The organism is Pseudomonas mendocina, assembly GCF_003008615.1.
Classification (GTDB): domain Bacteria; phylum Pseudomonadota; class Gammaproteobacteria; order Pseudomonadales; family Pseudomonadaceae; genus Aquipseudomonas; species Aquipseudomonas mendocina_C.
The window spans coordinates 1,994,281-2,012,245 of the sequence record NZ_CP027657.1; the positions used below are offsets into that span (position 1 = coordinate 1,994,281).

Here is a 17,965-nt window from a genome sequence, read left to right on the forward strand (position 1 = left end):
ACTGCCCCTCAGTTCGCCTGATCAAGGCAACTTAGGCCACAGAGCATAAGCCTTTCGGCTGAAAGCGTGTGAAAGCCTGGTGAAAGAAACTGGTCATACCAGCACCGAATAGGGTGGACGCAGATGCGCGTGCAGCCCATGGTCGCAGCCTGAGTCTCCATAACAACAACACGAGCCATGAGCCTGCCATGAGCATTCTGTATGACGAGCGTGTCGACGGCGCGCTGCCCAGGGTCGACAAGGACGCGCTGCTCGCCGAGCTGCGCCAGCGCCTGCCCGACCTCGACATCCTGCACACCCACGAAGACCTCAAGCCCTACGAGTGCGACGGCCTTTCCGCCTACCGCACCACGCCGATGCTGGTGGTGCTGCCCGAACGCATCGAGCAGGTGCAGCAGTTGCTCAAGCTCTGCCACGCTCGTGGCGTGCCGGTGGTAGCACGCGGCGCCGGCACCGGCCTGTCCGGCGGTGCGTTGCCACTGGAGCAGGGCATCCTGCTGGTGATGGCGCGCTTCAACCAGATTCTCGAGATCAATCGCGAGGCCCGCTTCGCCCGCGTCCAGCCCGGCGTGCGCAACCTGGCGATTTCCCAGGCCGCCGCCCCCTTCGACCTCTACTACGCCCCCGACCCGTCCTCGCAGATCGCCTGTTCCATCGGCGGCAACGTCGCCGAGAACGCCGGTGGCGTGCACTGCCTGAAGTACGGACTGACCGTGCACAACCTGCTCAAGGTGGACATCCTCACCGTCGAGGGCGAGTTCATGACCCTCGGCAGCGATGCCCTGGACGCCCCCGGTTTCGACCTGCTGGCGCTGTTCACCGGCTCCGAGGGCATGCTCGGCATCGTCACCGAGGTGACAGTCAAGCTGCTGCCCAAGCCGCAGGTAGCCAAGGTGCTGCTGGCGGCCTTCGACTCGGTGGAAAAGGCCGGCCGCGCCGTGGGTGACATCATCGCCGCCGGCATCATCCCTGGCGGCCTGGAGATGATGGACAACCTGGCGATCAGAGCGGCGGAGGACTTCATTCACGCCGGCTACCCGGTGGAGGCCGAGGCCATCCTGCTGTGCGAACTGGACGGCGTGGAAGCCGACGTGGCCGACGACTGCGAGCGCGTGCGCGGCGTACTGGAAAAGGCCGGCGCCACCGAAGTACGCCTGGCCCGCGACGAGGCCGAGCGGGTGAAATTCTGGGCCGGGCGCAAGAACGCCTTCCCCGCAGTCGGTCGCATCTCGCCGGACTATTACTGCATGGACGGCACCATCCCGCGCCGCGAGCTACCCGGCGTTTTGCGCGGCATCGCCGAGCTGTCCGAAGAATACGGCCTGCGCGTGGCCAACGTGTTCCACGCCGGCGACGGCAACATGCACCCCTTGATCCTCTTCGATGCCAACGTGCCCGGCGAGCTGGAGCGCGCCGAAGCCATCGGCGGCAAGATCCTCGAGCTGTGCGTCAAGGTCGGCGGCAGCATCACCGGCGAGCACGGCGTGGGCCGCGAGAAGATCAACCAGATGTGCGCGCAGTTCAACAGCGACGAGATCACCCTGTTCCATGCGGTGAAGGCGGCGTTCGACCCGAGTGGCCTGCTCAACCCGGGCAAGAACATCCCCACCCTGCACCGCTGCGCCGAGTTCGGCGCCATGCACGTGCACCACGGCCAACTGCCCTTCCCGGAACTGGAGCGTTTCTGATGTCGCATGATTTCGACGCCAGCGCCGCATTGCTGGAACAGGTCAACCACGCGCTGAACAGCGCCACCCCGCTGCGCATCCAGGGCAGCGGCAGCAAGGCCCATCTGGGTCGCGCCACGCCCGGCGAGGTGCTCGATACCCGCCAGCACCGCGGCATCGTCAGCTACGACCCCACCGAGCTGGTACTCAGCGCCCGCGCCGGTACGCCGCTGGCCGAGATCGAGGCGGCGCTGGAGGCGAACAATCAGATGCTGCCATGCGAGCCGCCGCACCTGGGCGATGGCGCCACCCTCGGCGGCATGGTCGCGGCCGGGCTGTCCGGCCCGCGCCGCCCCTGGGCCGGCTCGGTGCGTGACCAGGTGCTCGGCACCCGCGTGATCACCGGCCAGGGCAAGCTGCTGCGCTTCGGCGGCGAGGTGATGAAGAACGTCGCCGGCTACGACCTGTCGCGCCTGATGGCTGGCAGCTTCGGTTGCCTCGGCCTGCTCACCGAGGTGTCGCTCAAGGTGCTGCCCAAGCCGCGCCAATCACTGAGCCTGCGCCTGGAGGTGGATGCCCTGCACGCGCTGAACAAACTCGCCGAATGGGGTCAGCAGCCGCTGCCGATCAGCGCCGCCAGCCATGACGGTGCGGCGCTGCACCTGCGCCTGGAAGGGGGCGAAGGCTCGGTACAAGCAGCGCGCCAACGCCTGGGTGGCGAAGAGATCGATAACGCTTACTGGCATGAGCTGCGCGAGCAACGCCTGCCGTTCTTCAGCGCCAGCGGCACGCTGTGGCGCCTGTCGCTGCCGGCCAATAGCGGCCTGCTCGACCTGCCCGGCCGCCAGCTGATCGACTGGGGCGGCGCGCAGCGCTGGCTGAAATCCGACGCCGATGGCGAGCTGATCCAGCGCGTGACGGCCAAGCTCGGCGGCCACGCCACCTGCTTCGCCGCTGGTCACGCCCAACCCTTCCAGCCGCTGGCAGCAATGCTGCTGCGCTACCAGCGCCAGTTGAAGAACCAGCTCGACCCCCAGGGCATCTTCAACCCTGGCCGCATGTACGCCGAGGTATAAGACGTGCAGACCAATCTGAGTGAACAGGCCAAGCGCCTGCCGCGCGCCGAGGAAGCCGAACGCATCCTGCGCTCCTGCGTGCACTGTGGCTTCTGTAATGCCACCTGCCCGACCTATCAACTGCTCGGCGACGAGCTGGACGGCCCACGCGGGCGCATCTACCTGATCAAGCAGATGCTCGAAGGCAACGAGGTCACGGCCAAGACCCAACAGCACCTGGATCGCTGCCTGACCTGCCGCAACTGCGAAACCACCTGCCCGTCCGGCGTGCAGTACCACAACCTGCTGGATATCGGCCGCGAAGTGGTCGAGCAGGCAGTGCCGCGGCCGCTGAACGAGCGCCTGCTGCGCCAGGGTCTACGCGCCGTGGTGCCGCGCCCGGCGCTGTTCAAGGCGCTGACCCAGGCCGGCATGGCCCTGCGCCCGCTGTTGCCGGGCGCCCTTAAGGCCAAGCTGCCGCGCGAGATCCGCCCGACCAAGCCACGCCCGACCACACAGCATGCACGCCGTGTGCTGATGCTCGAAGGCTGCGTGCAGCCAGGGCTGTCGCCCAATACCAACGCCGCCACCGCACGCGTGCTCGACCGCCTCGGCATCAGCGTCACGCCGATTCACGAGGCCGGCTGCTGCGGCGCCGTGGACTATCACCTCAATGCCCAGGAAGCCGGCCTGCAACGTGCACGTCAGAACATCGACGCCTGGTGGCCGGCCATCGAAGCCGGCATTGAGGCCATCGTGCAGACCGCCAGCGGCTGCGGCGCCTTCGTCAAGGACTACGGCCACCTGCTGGCCGGCGATCCGGCCTACGCCAGCAAGGCGGCACGAGTCAGCGCCCTGGCCAAGGATCTGGTCGAGGTGCTGCAGGGCGAGGCCCTGGAACAGCTGCAGGTGCGCGCCGAACAACGCCTGGCCTTCCATTGCCCCTGCACCCTGCAGCACGCACAGAAACTCGGCGGCGCGGTTGAAGGCGTGCTGACGCGCCTCGGCTTCGGCCTCACGGCGGTGCCGGATGGCCACCTCTGCTGCGGCTCGGCCGGCACCTATTCACTGACTCAGCCAGAGCTGTCCAGGCAACTGCGCGACAACAAGCTCAATGCCCTGGAAAGCGGTAAACCAGATGCCATCGTCACCGCCAATATCGGTTGCCAGACCCATCTGGACAGCGCCGGACGTACGCCAGTGCGGCACTGGATCGAAATCGTCGAGGAGGCGATGGCGTAAAAGCCTGAACCCTCTCCCCCGGCCCCTCTCCCATAAATAGGAGAGGGGAGAAAACCAAGAACACGAGGTATGCCATGCAACACAAAGCCGTACTCAGCCAAAGCGAAGTCAGCCAGATCCTCCAGGCGGCCCGTAGCGAAGCGCAGCAACAGGGCTGGGCCGTGGCCATCGCCGTGGTCGATGACGGCGGCCACCCACTGGCCCTGGAACGTCTCGACGGTTGCGCGCCGATCGGCGCCTACATCGCCACCGAGAAGGCCCGCAGCGCCGCCATCGGCCGCCGCGAAACCAAGGGCTACGAGGACATGGTCAACGGCGGTCGTACCGCCTTCGTCAGCGCGCCGCTACTGACCTCGCTGGAAGGCGGTGTGCCGGTGCTGGTGGACGGCCAGGTGATCGGCGCCGTCGGCGTTTCCGGGGTCAAGGCCGACCAGGACGCACAGGTGGCCAAGGCAGGCATCGCAGCCCTTTGAACATGCGGCGTAGCCGCCAACAGATGACCCTCTCCCAAAGGGAGACGGAAGCGAACAGACAGGAGAACAGGAAATGACCGAACGCGTGCAATGTCAGCGCCTGCAGGTGGCCGCCGAACTCAAGCAATTCATCGAGAGCGAAGTGCTGCCCGGCAGTGGTATCGAAGCCAGCGCCTTCTGGAGCGGTTTCGATGCACTGGTGCATGACCTGGCGCCACGCAACCGTGCGCTGCTGGCCGAACGCGACCGCCTGCAGGCCGAGCTGGATGCCTGGCATCGTGCCCATCCCGGCCCGATCCGCGACATGAACGCTTACCGCGCCTTCCTCGGCACCATCGGCTACCTGGTGCCACAGCCAGAGCAGGTCAGAGCGAGCACCGCCAACGTCGACAGCGAGATCACCAGCCAGGCAGGCCCGCAGTTGGTGGTGCCGGTGATGAACGCACGCTACGCGTTGAACGCTGCCAACGCACGCTGGGGCTCGCTGTACGACGCCCTGTATGGCACCGATGCGATCAGCGAAGAGGGTGGCGCGAGCAAAGGGCCGGGCTACAACGAGGTGCGCGGCGCCAAGGTGATCGCCTTCGCCCGAGCCTTTCTTGATCAGGCCGCGCCGCTGGCCAAGGGCTCACACGCCGAGGCCAGCGCCTATGCCGTGGTCGCCGGCCAGTTGCAGGTGACGCTGGGCAGCGGCGCGCAGACCGCCCTGGCACAGCCGGAGAAATTCATCGGCTACCAGGGCAGTGCCAGCGCCCCATCGGCCGTGCTGCTGAAGAACAACGGCCTGCATTTCGAGATCCAGATCGACGCCAGCAGCCCCATCGGCCGCACCGATGCGGCGGGCGTCAAGGACGTGCTGATGGAAGCGGCATTGTCGACCATCATGGACTGCGAGGACTCCGTGGCGGCCGTCGACGCCGCCGACAAGGTGGTGGTCTACCGCAACTGGCTGGGCCTGATGAAAGGCGATCTGGCCGAGGAACTGGAGAAGGGCGGCAAGCGCATCGTCCGCCGCCTCAATCCTGATCGCGCCTACACCGCCGCCGATGGCAGCGAGCTGACCCTGCACGGTCGTTCACTGCTGTTCATTCGCAACGTTGGGCACCTGATGAGCAACCCGGCGATCATCGACGGCGAGGGCCATGAGATTCCCGAGGGCATCCTCGATGCGGTGGTCACCAGTCTGATCGCCATGCACGATCTGCAGCGACGCGGCAACTCGCGCACCGGCAGTGTCTACATCGTCAAACCGAAGATGCACGGCCACTTCGAAGTCGCCTTCGCCGACGAACTGTTCGGCCGCGTCGAGCAACTACTGGGCATGCCGGCCAATACCCTGAAGATGGGCATCATGGACGAGGAGCGGCGCACCAGCGTCAACCTCAAGGCCTGCATCGAAGCCGCCAGCGCGCGGGTCGCCTTCATCAACACGGGCTTTCTCGACCGCACTGGCGACGAAATGCACACGGCGATGGAAGCCGGCGCCATGCTGCGCAAGGGCGACATGAAATCCAGCGCCTGGATCCAGGCCTACGAGCGCAACAACGTGCTGATCGGCCTGGCCTGCGGCCTGCGCGGCAAGGCGCAGATCGGCAAGGGCATGTGGGCCATGCCGGATCTGATGGCAGCCATGCTCGAGCAGAAGATCGGCCACCCGAAAGCCGGTGCCAACACCGCTTGGGTACCCTCGCCGACCGCCGCCGTGCTGCACGCCCTGCACTACCACCAGATCGACGTACAGACGGTACAAAGCGAACTGGAACTGATCGACCTGACCAGCCAGCGCGACAGCCTGCTCAATGACCTGCTCAGCGTGCCGGTCAGCGCCGAGCGGCCGTGGAGCGCCAGCGACATCCAGCAGGAACTGGATAACAACTGCCAGGGCATCCTCGGTTATGTGGTGCGCTGGGTCGAGCAGGGCGTGGGTTGCTCCAAGGTGCCGGATATCCACAACGTCGGCCTGATGGAAGACCGCGCCACCCTGCGCATTTCGGCTCAGCATATCGCCAACTGGCTGCACCACGGTGTGGTCAACGAGGCCCAGGTGCGCGAGACCTTGCAACGCATGGCACAGGTGGTCGACGAGCAGAACGCCGGCGATCCGGCCTACCGCCCGATGGCACCGAACTTCGAACAATCACACGCCTTCCGCGCCGCCAGTGATCTGGTGTTCAAGGGCCGCGAGCAGCCGTCCGGCTATACCGAGCCGCTGCTGCATGCCTGGCGACTGCGCTTCAAGCAGGAGGCCTAAGTAATGTGGGAGGGGCTTTAGCCGCGACAAACCAACTACAAAAAGCTCGCGGCTAAAGCCCCTCCCACTGAGCAGTAACAAGCCCTGACGGTTTCTAGCCGTCGGGGCTTTCGAGCATGAGCGTGGCGGTGGGTGATCCCTGCCGCCGCTGCTCGCGGAAAGGTCGGTGCCGTGGCGCCCGGCCCTTCCAGATGCGTGGCGCCGGGTTACCCCCGGAAAATTCTGGTTCACAAGAAAAAGAAGGAACCAACCCATGAGTCAAACGCTGCTGTCCATCCTGGCCTTCGTGCCACTGGTGCTTGCGGGTGTGCTGCTGATCGGCTTTCGTTGGCCGGCCAAGTACGCAATGCCGCTGGTGTTCGTTCTCACCGCCCTGATCGGCCTGCTGGCCTGGGACATGTCGCTCAACCGAGTCATTGCCTCCAGCTTGCAGGGACTGATCCTCACCGCCGCGATCCTGTGGATCATCTTCGGCGCCATTCTGTTGCTCAATACGCTCAAGCATTCCGGCGGCATCACCGCGATTCGCCGTGGTTTTGCCAATATCAGCCCTGACCGCCGAGTCCAGGCCCTGATCGTCGCCTGGCTGTTCGGCTGCTTCATCGAAGGCGCTTCGGGCTTCGGTACTCCGGCAGCAGTCGCTGCGCCGTTGCTGGTCGCCCTGGGCTTCCCGGCGCTGGCCGCAGTAGTGCTGGGCATGCTGGTGCAATCGACGCCGGTATCCTTCGGCGCGGTCGGCACGCCGATTCTGGTCGGCGTTGGCGCAGGCCTGGACAAGAGCGGGCTCACCGCGCAACTGGCGGCCACCGGCAGCACCTGGGACACCTTCTTCCATCTGATCTATTCGCGGGTGGCGATCACCCACGGCCTGATCGGCCTGTTGATGCCGCTGATCATGGTGATGATCATGACGCGCTTCTTCGGCAAGAATCAAAGCTGGAAGGAAGGCCTGGCCATCGCGCCGTTCGCCATTTTCACCGCCTTCGCCTTCTCCCTGCCGTACATGGCGGCCGGCGTATTCCTCGGCCCGGAATTCCCTTCGATCATTGGCGCCCTGGTCGGTCTGGCCATTGTCATTCCTGCCGCCAAGGCCGGCTTCCTGCTGCCCAAGGAAACCTGGGACTTCGCCGACGCCAAAGACTGGCCCGCCGAGTGGATGGGCAAGATCGAGATGAAGCTCGAGGAGGTAGCCGGCAAGGCGCCCATCTCGGTGCCCATGGCCTGGGCGCCCTATCTGCTGCTGGCGATCTTCCTGGTGGTGTCGCGTACCTTCCCGGAGGTCAAGGCGGCGATGCTCGGCCTGAGCTTCGGCTGGAGCAACATCCTCGGTGAAACCGGCGTATCCGGCACCATCGAGCCGCTGTACCTGCCGGGCGGCATTCTGTGCATCGTGGTGCTGATCACCTTCTTCCTGCATCGCATGCGCTTCTCCGAGCTCAAGGCGGCAGTCGGCGAATCGAGCAAGACCCTGCTCGGCGCCGGCTTCGTACTCATTTTCACCATTCCCATGGTGCGTATCCTGATCAACTCAGGGGTCAATGGCAGCGACCTGGTGTCGATGCCGGTGGCCATGGCGCAGCTGGTGGCCGACAGCGTCGGCAGCGTCTATCCCTTCTTCGCCCCGGCCGTGGGCGCACTGGGCGCCTTCATCGCCGGCTCCAACACCGTGTCCAACCTGATGCTGTCGCAGTTCCAGTTCAATGCGGCGGAACTGATCGGCGTATCCGGAGCGATGATGGTAGCGGTGCAGTCGGTCGGCGCGGCGGCAGGCAACATGATCGCCATCCATAACGTGGTGGCCGCCTCGGCCACGGTCGGCCTGCTCGGGCGTGAAGGCATCACCCTGCGCAAGACCATCCTGCCGACCCTCTACTACCTGATCATGGCGGGTTGCATCGCGCTGTTCGCCATGTACGTGATGGGCGTCAGCGATCCGCTGATGGGCGCTGGCTGACCCGACTTTGGTTGGCCCCTGGCGGGTGACGATCGTCGCCCGCCCGCTTGGCGCACCGGTTCAATTACGGTAGCGTTCGTCGCGCACTACCGTGAGATACGCCTGAGGGTTATATGAAGAAGTGGCAATGCGTGGTCTGTGGACTGATTTACGACGAGAGCCAGGGCTGGCCGGATGACGGCATCGCCCCGGGCACCCGCTGGGAAGACGTGCCAGAAGACTGGCTGTGCCCCGACTGTGGCGTTGGCAAGATGGATTTCGAGATGATCGAGATCGGCTGATCACGCTTCGTTTCCAGCAAAAACGGCGACCCTAGGGTCGCCGTTTTTGTTTGGCGCGACGCCCCGCAGGGTGCGCCGCGCGCACCACGAGTCGCCAGTACAACAGCCGGTGAGCACAGCGCACCCTACGCATGGCAGTCCGTACCATCGCCGCAGGTGCAGCAAAAAATTCTGCCAACGCCATTTAATCAGCGCCAGAAGCCGGTCGCCCTTCACTTACAGCAGGCAATCACAGCCAGCTTCACTCAACTGAAGGAATACCATCATGGCTCTGTCGATTCATACCAACTACTCCTCGCTGATCACTCAGACCAACCTGTCCAAGACCAACAATGCACTGGGCACCAACCAGCAGCGCCTGGGCACTGGCTTTCGCATCAACTCCGCTGCCGACGACGCCGCCGGCCTGCAGATCGCTACCCGTCTGAACGCTCAATCGCGTGGTATGGACGTAGCCATCCGCAACACCGGTGATTCCATCTCCCTGCTGCAGACCGCCGAAGGCGCGCTGACCGAGATGACCGACATCGTCCAGCGCATGAAAGACCTGGCCACCCAAGCGGCCAACGCCACTGCCAGCGAAAAAGATCGCGACGCGATGCAGTCCGAATACGACCAACTGGGTCAGGAACTGGGCAATATCGTCAAGAACACCAAGTACGCTGGCGAGAACCTGTTCAGCGACGGCACCACCACCGACGGTTCTGCCGGCAAGTTCGGCGCTGCCATGGACTTCCAGATCGGCGCCAGCGCCGCTGAAACCCTGACCCTGGACGTCAGCACTCCGCTGACCGACCTGGCCACCGCTCTGGACGGCCTGTCCGCTCAGTACGCCACTCCGGACAGCACCACTCCGGGTACCGAGATCGCTGGCGCCGACGGTAGCGCTGCCAATGGCATGATCGACACCCTGAGCGATGCACTGGACAGCATCGGTGAACTGCGCGCCCAGTTCGGTGCAAACATCAACCGCCTGAACCACACCGCCAACAACCTGAACAACATGAAGGACAACACCGACATGGCCAAAGGTCGCATCATGGATGCTGACTTCGCCAAGGAAAGCGCCAACATGAGCAAGAACTCCATGCTGATGCAGTCGGGCATCTCCATGCTCAAGCAAGCCGGTCAGATGCCGGGCATGGTCATGTCCCTGCTGGGCTGATCCCGCGTCATCCAGGCGCAACGGATTGCGCCACCCCCTCAACGCCCCGCCTCTGCGGGGCGTTTTGCATGGCCGCTCGGCCACCCCGCCCTGCATCGGACCGCTGATCAACCGTCGTCTTCACCGCGCATGATCGGGCGGCTACGCTGATACTCACTGCACTCGTCAAAGTGCCATACAGAACGGCAAGTATCAGCCGATAGCACATTCGGCATCGTGACGAGAGCCGCGCTACGCTGGCACAAGACTTGCCACTGAATTTCCCTGGCGCCAGAATGCCGACCACTTATCGCCCCGGAATGTTCCCCACGGGAATACCGTTCGTTTCAAGGATCGCATGAACTCCAGCCCCGATATGCCGCCCGCCGAGTCGGGAAGCAGCAACGCCTGTCCGGTCATCAAGACTGGGCGCAGCGACTGCTATGCGCACTTCTATCCGGCGCTGTATCAACTCACGCTGGTGAAGAACGGTATCGAGGAGAAGATCGACCTGGGCTACTCCGGCAGCCGCCTGCTCGAGCGACTGCTGCAGAAACCTGGCGAGGTGGTGTCGCGGGAGGAACTGATGAGCCATGCCTGGGCTGATCGGGTCGTCGGCCAGGGCAGTCTGAATCAGCAGATCTACACCTTGCGCCAGGTGCTCGGAGACGAGAAGAACCGCGAGATCATCCAGACCCTGCCCCGCCGCGGCTACCTGCTCAACCCCAACCACCTGGTCTACCCGACGAGCATCGACGACATCGATGACGTGACCGAGCAGGTCGAGTCGAGCGCTCCCCAACCAGCCTTCCTGCGCCGTCATGGTCGCCAACGTGCCTCCTGGGTCATCCTCCTCTCGCTGTTCAGCGTGATCGGCATCGTGCAGTTCTTCTTCCTGTACCAGATCAGCCAGCCGGAAGACCTGCACAGCAGCGAGATGAACCTGGGCACGCTCAACGTGCGCTACATCGACCAGCAGCCGCAACGACTGCAACAGCTGATCCTGCAAACACACGGCCTGACCAGCCGCCTGACAGCGCTGGCCGACAAGCCGGCCAACCTGGTGCTGAGCCTGCGCGGTGATTTCTACGAGCTGCTGTGCCTACAGAACAACGGCACGGTGCGCTCGCTGATGCTCCACGAAAGCCAGCTCAACCAGGTGGCGGACGCCCAACTGAGCAGGTGCCTGCCATGAGCCAGTGCATGCAAAACGGGCTCAGCCGGGGCTGGCTGCTGGCCGTCCTGGCCGCAGCCGTACTCATGCTGTTGAGCATGCTCGGGCTGTGGCTGAGCTTCCTCTCCAGTGCCGAACTCAACGGTCGTTATCAATCCAGCGGCCAGGTGCAACTGAGCAACGGCCAGGTGCTGGATATCAGCCACAGCCTGCAGGTCAGCGACGGACGCTTCTACGCCATGACCCGCCAGGGCGCCAGCATTCTGGAAACCTCGGGCGTGGTGGATTACGGCTTTCTCGGCAACTATCGCCTGCGCGTCGAAAGCGGCCAGATCACCGGGTTGGCCAGCGAGACCGATGACGAGCTGGTGTTCAATCTGCTCTATGGCCGGCACAAGGGCTCGACCATTCGCCTGACCCGTTTCGAAGGCTGCCTCTACGCCCTGGAAACCCGCCAGATCTACTGCCCCGCCCAAGGTTTGTAAGGCCGCCCTACGAATCCGGCGCATTGAACTTGGCACCTTCGGTTCGATATTCCACCCGCGCCTGCGCCTCACCGAACAACTCGCGATACAGGCTCTCCGCCTGGCTGGTCAGCAGCAGCAGTTCGATACGGCGATTGGCACCGTTCTCCCGGTCATTCGGCAACAGCGGCATGCCGTCAGCCTGCGCGGTGACCTGCAGCACGCTATCGGTCGGCAGACCGGCCTCGACCATCACGTTGCGCGCGCGCAGCGCACGATCCCCGGACAGGTTCCAGTTGTTGTAGCCACCGACCACACCCCGATAGGGCGTGGCATCGGTATGGCCACTGATGATCAGGTGGTTCTCGACCTTGGCCAGAATGCCCGCCAGGCGTTGCAGCAAGGTGGCGAAATGCGGATCGAGACGCGCGCTGCCACGGCTGAACATGAAGCGCTGGGCATCGTCCTTGATCAGGATGCGCAGCCCTTGTGGCACCACCTGCACCTCGATATTGGCCTCGGCATCGAGTTGCAGCGCCAGCTGTTCCATCAGCTTGGCCAGCTCCTGCATCTGCGCCGGCTCGGCATAGTGCGGGCGACGCGGCTCACCCGGCTGGCCTTCGCCCAGTGTGGCCCCCGGATCTTCCTGCGGAGTGCGCGCCTGGTTGATGCGATCCTGACGCGGGCTGACCTGCACCGGCACACCGTCGAGATCCAGCGGCGTGGTGCTGGTGCCGTCGAAGATACCGGCACCACCATCGACCAGTGGGTTGTTCATCATGTCGGCATTGGCGCGGCTGGCTTCCTGGGTCTGCGGCTGGATGATCCACAGCACCATGAACAGCGCCATCATGGCCATGGTGAAGTCAGCGAACGCCACCTTCCAGGCACCACCATGCTCGTCGTGACCGCCCTTCTTGCCACGCCGCTTGATGATGATCTCGTGGCCGTCACCGCCGCGCGGTCTCATGCCGCGTCCCTTTCATCTTCGTAACGGTTGACCCAGATTTCCAGCTGCTTGAACGCCGGCTTGACGTCCTGCTCGATCAGCTTGCGCCCGGCATCCACCGCCAGCAGCGTGGGCTTGCCGGCGACGTGAGCGACCAGCGTGGTGCGCACGCATTCGAGCGCCGACATCTCGGTCTTGATGCGCTGGCCCATGGCACTGGAAAGCGGCTCCATCACGCAGTAGCACATGAAGATGCCGAGGAATGTCCCCACCAGTGCCGCCGCCACGTGGGCACCGATTTCGGCCACCGAACCACCGATGTTGCCCATGGTGATGACGATGCCGAGGATCGCCGCGAGAATGCCGAAGCCCGGCATGGCTTCGCCGATCTTGTGTAGCGAGCGCGACGGCTGCATCAGCACATGCTCCATGGCTTCGAGCTCCTGTTCGAGGAAGCCCTCGAGCTCATGCGCGCTGATCTTGCCCATGGCCATCAGACGGAAGTTGTCGGCGATGAAGGCCATCAGGTTCTTTTCCTGACGGATCAGCGGGTACTTGGCGAACAGATCGCTCTGCTCCGGCTCCTCGATGTGCGCATCGAGCACCTTGAGACCACCGACGTCGACCATTTCCAGCAGCTCATAGAGCAGCATCAGCAACTGGCGCTGGAACTCCTCGCCGCGCTTCTTGTAGACGAACACACCCTTGATCTGGTGAAGCATCTCGATCAGTACGTCCTTGGGGTTGGCGACTACCAGAGCGCCAAAACCCGCACCGACGATGATGATCACCTCGGCCGGCTGCCAGAGCATGGCCAGTTCACCATGGGCCATGACGTATCCACCGAGCACGCAGGCCACGATGATCAATGCACCTAATAACTTCTGCACCCTAGCCTCTCTCGTTCAGGTAACGACTGGCCTTGGCGATCGCCTGCTTGCTCAACTGGCAGACGCGGGCGTCACTCAGCTCCAGCACCAGGGCGATTTCCTTGAGGCTCAGTTCGTGTTGGTAGTAAAGGGTCAGCACCAGGCGCTCGCGCTCGCTGAGCTGACTCAGTGCCTGGGCCAGCAGACGCTCCTTGAGCACACGATCCTCGACGCCACTGGCGCCACAGGCGAAGCCCTCGTGACCGTTCTGCAGCAGCTCGTCGAGGCTCTCGATGGCCTCGCAGGCGTCGGCCTGGAGGAACTCCTGGTAATCCTTGGCGCTGATCCCGGCCGCCTGAAGGATTTCCTCCTCCTGCGGCACGCGCCCCAGTTGCCGCGCCAGTTGGCGGATGGCATCGCGAATCTTGTGGGTCTGCTGGCGCACCTGGCGCGGGCGCCAGTCCTGGCGGCGCAGCTCGTCGAGGATGGCGCCGCGTACCCGCAGGGCGGCGAAACGACCGAACTGCTCGTCCGGCGTGCCATAGCGGCGCAGGCTGTCGAGCAGGCCCATCAGGCCGATCTGCTCCATGTCCTCGCGGTCGAGCACCTGGTTGGCCTGCAGCGCCAGCTGGCTGACGATGCGTTTGACCAGAGGCAGGTACTGCAACAGCCACTTCTGCTCGGCTCCGGGAGCGAACAGCGCGGCACCGCCCTGTTCGGCGGCATAGCGGTAGTCGATGGCGCAGGTGGCGTTCATGGGCAGGGTCTGCTCTCTACTGGACGATCAGCTTGCTGACCAGCACGTTGGCGAATGGCATCGCCAGCTTCTTGCTGGCGAAGTCATCGAACAGCGCGCTTTCCAGCGTGCTCTGCAACTCGGTGATGGGCATGCCGCGCAGCTTCTCGAAGGTCATCGCAGACAGGTGGGCGACCACCGAATTGCGCACCATCGGGTCGATCTGTTCGAGCTTCTTCGGATCGGTTTCGAGCTCGGCCTGCAGCACCAGATCGAGCACGAAGTAATGCTCGCGGCTATCGCCCTTGAGGCTGACGATGACCTTCTCGATGGGGAAGAAACGGTATTCGCTGGTGGCCTCTTCCTCCTCCTCGCTGGTGCTGGACAGGCCGAACACCGGCTGCCCCGACTGCATCGAGCGCAACGTGGCGTAGTTGAAGACGGTGCTGCCGATCACCACCAGGGTGTTGAAGATAAGCAGCAGCAGGATGATCCGCGGCATTGTCATGAGACTTCTCGATTCACTCGCAAGGGTTAGACGGTGACCAGCACGTCGCTGGTCGAATCCGGGTTGTGGCGACCGTCATCGGCCCCGTTGATGTGCGCGGCCCGTACCGACTCCTCGCCGAGCCAGGCCTGATGCTGCGCCTGCCCCTGCTGGCGGCCGCCCTGCGCATCGGCGGAAACCTGCACGTTGACCTGCACGAAGTTCTGTCCGACCAGCTCCTGGCGCAGGCGCTCGCTGGTCTGTTGCAGCAGGCGCACGACATCGGCGTTGGCCGCCGACAACTGCACGCTGAGGCGGCCGGACTCGTGGCTCAGATAGATTTCCAGGCTGCCCAGCTCGGGGGGATCGAGACGGATCGTGGCGTTCTGGATGCGTTGATTGATCTGCAGGTCGACGTGCTCGCGCAGGCTCTGCAGCATCTGCTCGCCCCACTGCGCCTGCGGTGCATGCAGCTTGAGCGGGCGCTCGGCGGCAAGCGGCTGCGCTGCCGTCTGCTGGTTGGCGGACGTGGCGGGCGCAACCTTGTCGCCCTCGGCGGCACTCGCTGGCAAGCGCTCGAGAAGCGTGGCATCAGGCGCATCGAGGGTCGGTAGAACCTGTGTCGACGCAGCGCGCTCCGGCTCCATCGGCAGGTTCAGGGAAGCGTTCTGCAGCGCGGCCACTGGCGCCTGACGCGAGGCAACCGGCAACTCTGCATCCACCGCCGGCGCGCTGCTGCCGGCCGCTGGCGTCATCACGACCGGCGGCGCCAGCGACGGGTCGGCGTGTGCAGGCGAAGCGATCACTTCACTCGGCTCATCAGCCGGTTCCTGCTCCTCCTGCGCGGCGACCTCGCGCGCCTCGACACGCACGGCCTGCTGACCCAGCATGCTGGCCAGCCACTGCTCGGCATCCGCCTCGGTGACGGTTACCTGAACCGGCGTGCTGCTCTGTGACAACGGCTGTTGCGCCTCGGCGGCGGCAAAACCGCGCAGCGCCAGTTGCAGGTCGAACGCCGGCGTGTCGCCCTCGGCGCCCTGCGCCTGGGCGAAGCCGGCCGGCAAGGCTTCGGTGCCAGAACCCGTCAGGCTGACCTGAGCGTTCGGATTGATCGCTTGCAGCATCCTTTATCTCCCACCCTGATACAGGTCGACGCGCATGTAGGCGCTGCGGCCCTCGGCATATTCCAGATGCGTCAACAACAGCCGGCGCAGTCGCTCGCACTCCTCGGCACAGGCGATACGCGCCTGCCCGTGCAACTGCTGCAGGCGCCGCTTGGCCTCGCGCACCTCATCGCTGAGGCGAGGCAACCCGGCAAGCAGCTGCAGGCACGAACGGATCACCGAGTCGATCTCGCCGATACGCGGCCAGTCGCCCTGCTCCAGCGCTTCGGCCAACTGGTCATGCAGCTGCTGCAGGGCACGCAGTTCACTTGCGCGTTGCATTCACGCCTTCCCAGCCTTCACGCAGCACGCCGAGCAGGCCCACCACTTCGTCCAGGCCCTCCAGCGACAGGCTGACGCTGACGTCGGAAAGACGGTAGATGCAGTAGTCGTAAAGCCGCGCCAGACCCTGCACCAGCTCGCCACCGTTCTCGTAGTCGAGGGCGCCATTGAGGCCATTGAGGATGTTCAGGCACTTCTCCAGCGACTGGCCCTTCTGCTGGTAGCGCTTGGCCTCGATGTGGCCACGGGCACGCGCCAGCTCGTCGAGCAGACCGTCGAACAGCACCAGCACCAGTTCGTAGGGCGAGGCGGCAGCGGCGCGCGCCTCGAGATCCACGGTGCGATAGCTGTCGTAACTTTCGTTGAGGTTGTAGGCACTCATCAGAACATTCCGTAGGTCTGCTCCATCGCCGCCATGGTCTGCATGAGACCGGTGTACTGACGGAGATAGCGGCTGTAGTAGGAGTCATATTGCTTCTGGATGGTGTCGAACTGTTGATCGACACGACGCAGCTGACTGTTGAGGGTGTCCTTGCGGTTGGTCAGCAGGCCACCGGCGCTGCTGGTGTAGACCGCCAGATTCTTGTCCAGGGTGTCGAGCAGGTTGCCCTTGTCGGTGAACAGCTTCTCGAAACCTTCCGGGTTGGCCGCCACGGCCTTCTCGAAGCGGGCGTTGTCGATGGTCAGCTTGCCGTTGCGGTCGGCGACGATGCCGAACTCGGTCAGGCTCACCCCGCCGAAGGACGTGCGCACCAGCTGATTGAGCATGCTCTCGATGGCTCGCACGCTGGCATCGCCAGCCAGGGCACCACGCGTACCGCTCTCGCCGCCACTGGCGGTAAGCGAGTCGAAGCTGCCCATCAATGCGTTGAAGGCACTGACGAAAGCCTGTGCCTTCTCCTTGGTGGCTTTCTGATCCTGGCCGATGTCGATGGTGACCGGGGTATCGCCGCTCTTGTGGGCCTTGTTGAAGGTCAGGCTGACGCCGTCGATGATGTTGTCGAAGGTGTTGCTACTACTGGTCAGCTCGATGCCGTTCTCACCGCCCAGACGCACGATGGCGTCGCGCGCCACGGACAGCTCCTGGCGTCCGGCGACAGCACTCTCGAACGCGGCATTGCCACTGGCCGTCAGACTGATGGCCTGATCGGCGCCGCTCTTCTCGCTGGTCAGTACCAGGTTGACCTGGCCATTGCTGCGCACCAGAGTCGCCTTGACACCCTTGTTGTCGCTGGCCCCGTTGATCGCGGCGGCCAATTCGTCGAGGGTGCTCACCGCGCCCAGATCGACATTGAAGGAGTCACTGCCCTGGCCAATCGTCAGGCTGCCACTGCCCAGGTCACTCCCCTGCAACCCTTGCAGGGCAACCTGACTCTTGCTGGCCAGTTGCTGAACGAAGAAGTCATAGCTGCCGGGTACTGCCTTGCTGCCAACCGTAGCGTTGGCATAGCCCTCCTGGCTGAAGGTGGCGCTGTTGACCAGCATGCTGCTGCCGGCGAGCTTGAGCCCGCTGGCGGCCGTCTTGAAGGTCTTCAGCGCGGTATCGAGCGCAGTCAGCGCACCCAGCTGCGACTTGTAGGCAGCCTGGTTGCGATTGGCCTTGGCCAACTGGCCCTGCACTTCGTACTGGGCCAGTTGGGTCGCCATGCTTTGAACGTAATCTGAATCGATAGCCATAGTCGGACACCCGTTTTCCTGTGTGATAGCAATAGCGGTGCCAACAGCTGAAACCCACGATTTAGAGGGCTTCCAGCAAACCGCCAGGTGAAAGATC

General features: G+C 64.3%; 18 protein-coding genes. 10 read left to right on the forward strand and 8 right to left on the reverse strand.

The features are described 5' to 3' along the window. Positions 1-188 precede the first annotated feature (188 nt). From glcD to C7A17_RS09290, 10 genes are all read left to right on the forward strand, one after another. Positions 189-1,688, forward strand: a complete 1,500-nt coding sequence (gene glcD, locus C7A17_RS09245; RefSeq protein WP_106737759.1) for a glycolate oxidase subunit GlcD — start codon at positions 189-191, stop codon at positions 1,686-1,688. Beyond that, on the forward strand, positions 1,688-2,743 hold the full coding sequence (glcE, locus tag C7A17_RS09250) for a glycolate oxidase subunit GlcE (RefSeq protein ID WP_106737760.1): 1,056 nt from the start codon (positions 1,688-1,690) through the stop codon (positions 2,741-2,743). The genes glcD and glcE overlap by 1 nt, the downstream gene beginning before the upstream one ends. Positions 2,744-2,746: 3 nt before the next feature. Then, positions 2,747-3,964 (forward strand): glycolate oxidase subunit GlcF, encoded by a 1,218-nt coding sequence (gene glcF, locus C7A17_RS09255; protein WP_106737761.1) that lies wholly within the window; start codon positions 2,747-2,749, stop codon positions 3,962-3,964. Positions 3,965-4,038: 74 nt separating this feature from the next. Next, on the forward strand, positions 4,039-4,437 hold the full coding sequence (locus C7A17_RS09260; protein ID WP_106737762.1) for a heme-binding protein: 399 nt from the start codon (positions 4,039-4,041) through the stop codon (positions 4,435-4,437). A 73-nt stretch (positions 4,438-4,510) separates the two neighbouring features. After that, positions 4,511-6,688, forward strand: coding sequence for a malate synthase G (locus tag C7A17_RS09265; protein ID WP_106737763.1), 2,178 nt, complete (start codon positions 4,511-4,513; stop codon positions 6,686-6,688). Positions 6,689-6,941: 253 nt separating this feature from the next. Beyond that, the gene (locus C7A17_RS09270; protein WP_106737764.1) at positions 6,942-8,642 is read left to right on the forward strand and encodes an L-lactate permease; all 1,701 of its coding nucleotides are present in this window, start codon (positions 6,942-6,944) and stop codon (positions 8,640-8,642) included. Between the two features lie 113 nt (positions 8,643-8,755). Continuing rightward, the gene (locus C7A17_RS09275; protein WP_003242223.1) at positions 8,756-8,923 is read left to right on the forward strand and encodes a rubredoxin; all 168 of its coding nucleotides are present in this window, start codon (positions 8,756-8,758) and stop codon (positions 8,921-8,923) included. Between the two features lie 265 nt (positions 8,924-9,188). Further along, on the forward strand, positions 9,189-10,088 hold the full coding sequence (lafA, locus tag C7A17_RS09280) for a lateral flagellin LafA (RefSeq protein WP_106737765.1): 900 nt from the start codon (positions 9,189-9,191) through the stop codon (positions 10,086-10,088). 337 nt (positions 10,089-10,425) lie between these two features. Further along, positions 10,426-11,262: a winged helix-turn-helix domain-containing protein gene (locus tag C7A17_RS09285; protein ID WP_106737766.1), complete on the forward strand. Its 837-nt coding sequence runs from the start codon at positions 10,426-10,428 to the stop codon at positions 11,260-11,262. Next, positions 11,259-11,726 (forward strand): hypothetical protein, encoded by a 468-nt coding sequence (locus C7A17_RS09290; RefSeq protein WP_106737767.1) that lies wholly within the window; start codon positions 11,259-11,261, stop codon positions 11,724-11,726. Before C7A17_RS09285 ends, C7A17_RS09290 begins: the two co-directional genes overlap by 4 nt. A gap of 7 nt (positions 11,727-11,733) precedes the next feature. Here the strand turns inward: C7A17_RS09290 and C7A17_RS09295 are convergent, their stop codons facing one another. The 8 genes from C7A17_RS09295 to fliD are packed head-to-tail and all read right to left on the reverse strand — an operon-like array spanning position 11,734 to position 17,868. Beyond that, positions 11,734-12,675, reverse strand: a complete 942-nt coding sequence (locus tag C7A17_RS09295) for a flagellar motor protein MotB (protein ID WP_106737768.1) — start codon at positions 12,673-12,675, stop codon at positions 11,734-11,736. Beyond that, positions 12,672-13,544: a flagellar motor stator protein MotA gene (gene motA / locus C7A17_RS09300; RefSeq protein WP_106737769.1), complete on the reverse strand. Its 873-nt coding sequence runs from the start codon at positions 13,542-13,544 to the stop codon at positions 12,672-12,674. Before motA ends, C7A17_RS09295 begins: the two co-directional genes overlap by 4 nt. A gap of 1 nt (position 13,545) precedes the next feature. After that, complete coding sequence (locus C7A17_RS09305) at positions 13,546-14,280, reverse strand: FliA/WhiG family RNA polymerase sigma factor (RefSeq protein WP_106737770.1); 735 nt, start codon at positions 14,278-14,280, stop codon at positions 13,546-13,548. 16 nt (positions 14,281-14,296) lie between these two features. Beyond that, the gene (locus C7A17_RS09310; RefSeq protein WP_106737771.1) at positions 14,297-14,767 is read right to left on the reverse strand and encodes a flagellar basal body-associated FliL family protein; all 471 of its coding nucleotides are present in this window, start codon (positions 14,765-14,767) and stop codon (positions 14,297-14,299) included. Positions 14,768-14,793: 26 nt separating this feature from the next. Next, complete coding sequence (locus tag C7A17_RS09315) at positions 14,794-15,870, reverse strand: flagellar hook-length control protein FliK (RefSeq protein ID WP_106737772.1); 1,077 nt, start codon at positions 15,868-15,870, stop codon at positions 14,794-14,796. Positions 15,871-15,873: 3 nt separating this feature from the next. Beyond that, positions 15,874-16,191, reverse strand: a complete 318-nt coding sequence (locus C7A17_RS09320) for a hypothetical protein (protein ID WP_106737773.1) — start codon at positions 16,189-16,191, stop codon at positions 15,874-15,876. Then, positions 16,175-16,573 (reverse strand): flagellar export chaperone FliS, encoded by a 399-nt coding sequence (gene fliS, locus C7A17_RS09325; protein ID WP_106737774.1) that lies wholly within the window; start codon positions 16,571-16,573, stop codon positions 16,175-16,177. Before fliS ends, C7A17_RS09320 begins: the two co-directional genes overlap by 17 nt. Beyond that, positions 16,573-17,868: a flagellar filament capping protein FliD gene (fliD, locus tag C7A17_RS09330; RefSeq protein WP_106737775.1), complete on the reverse strand. Its 1,296-nt coding sequence runs from the start codon at positions 17,866-17,868 to the stop codon at positions 16,573-16,575. Before fliD ends, fliS begins: the two co-directional genes overlap by 1 nt. Positions 17,869-17,965 lie beyond the last annotated feature (97 nt).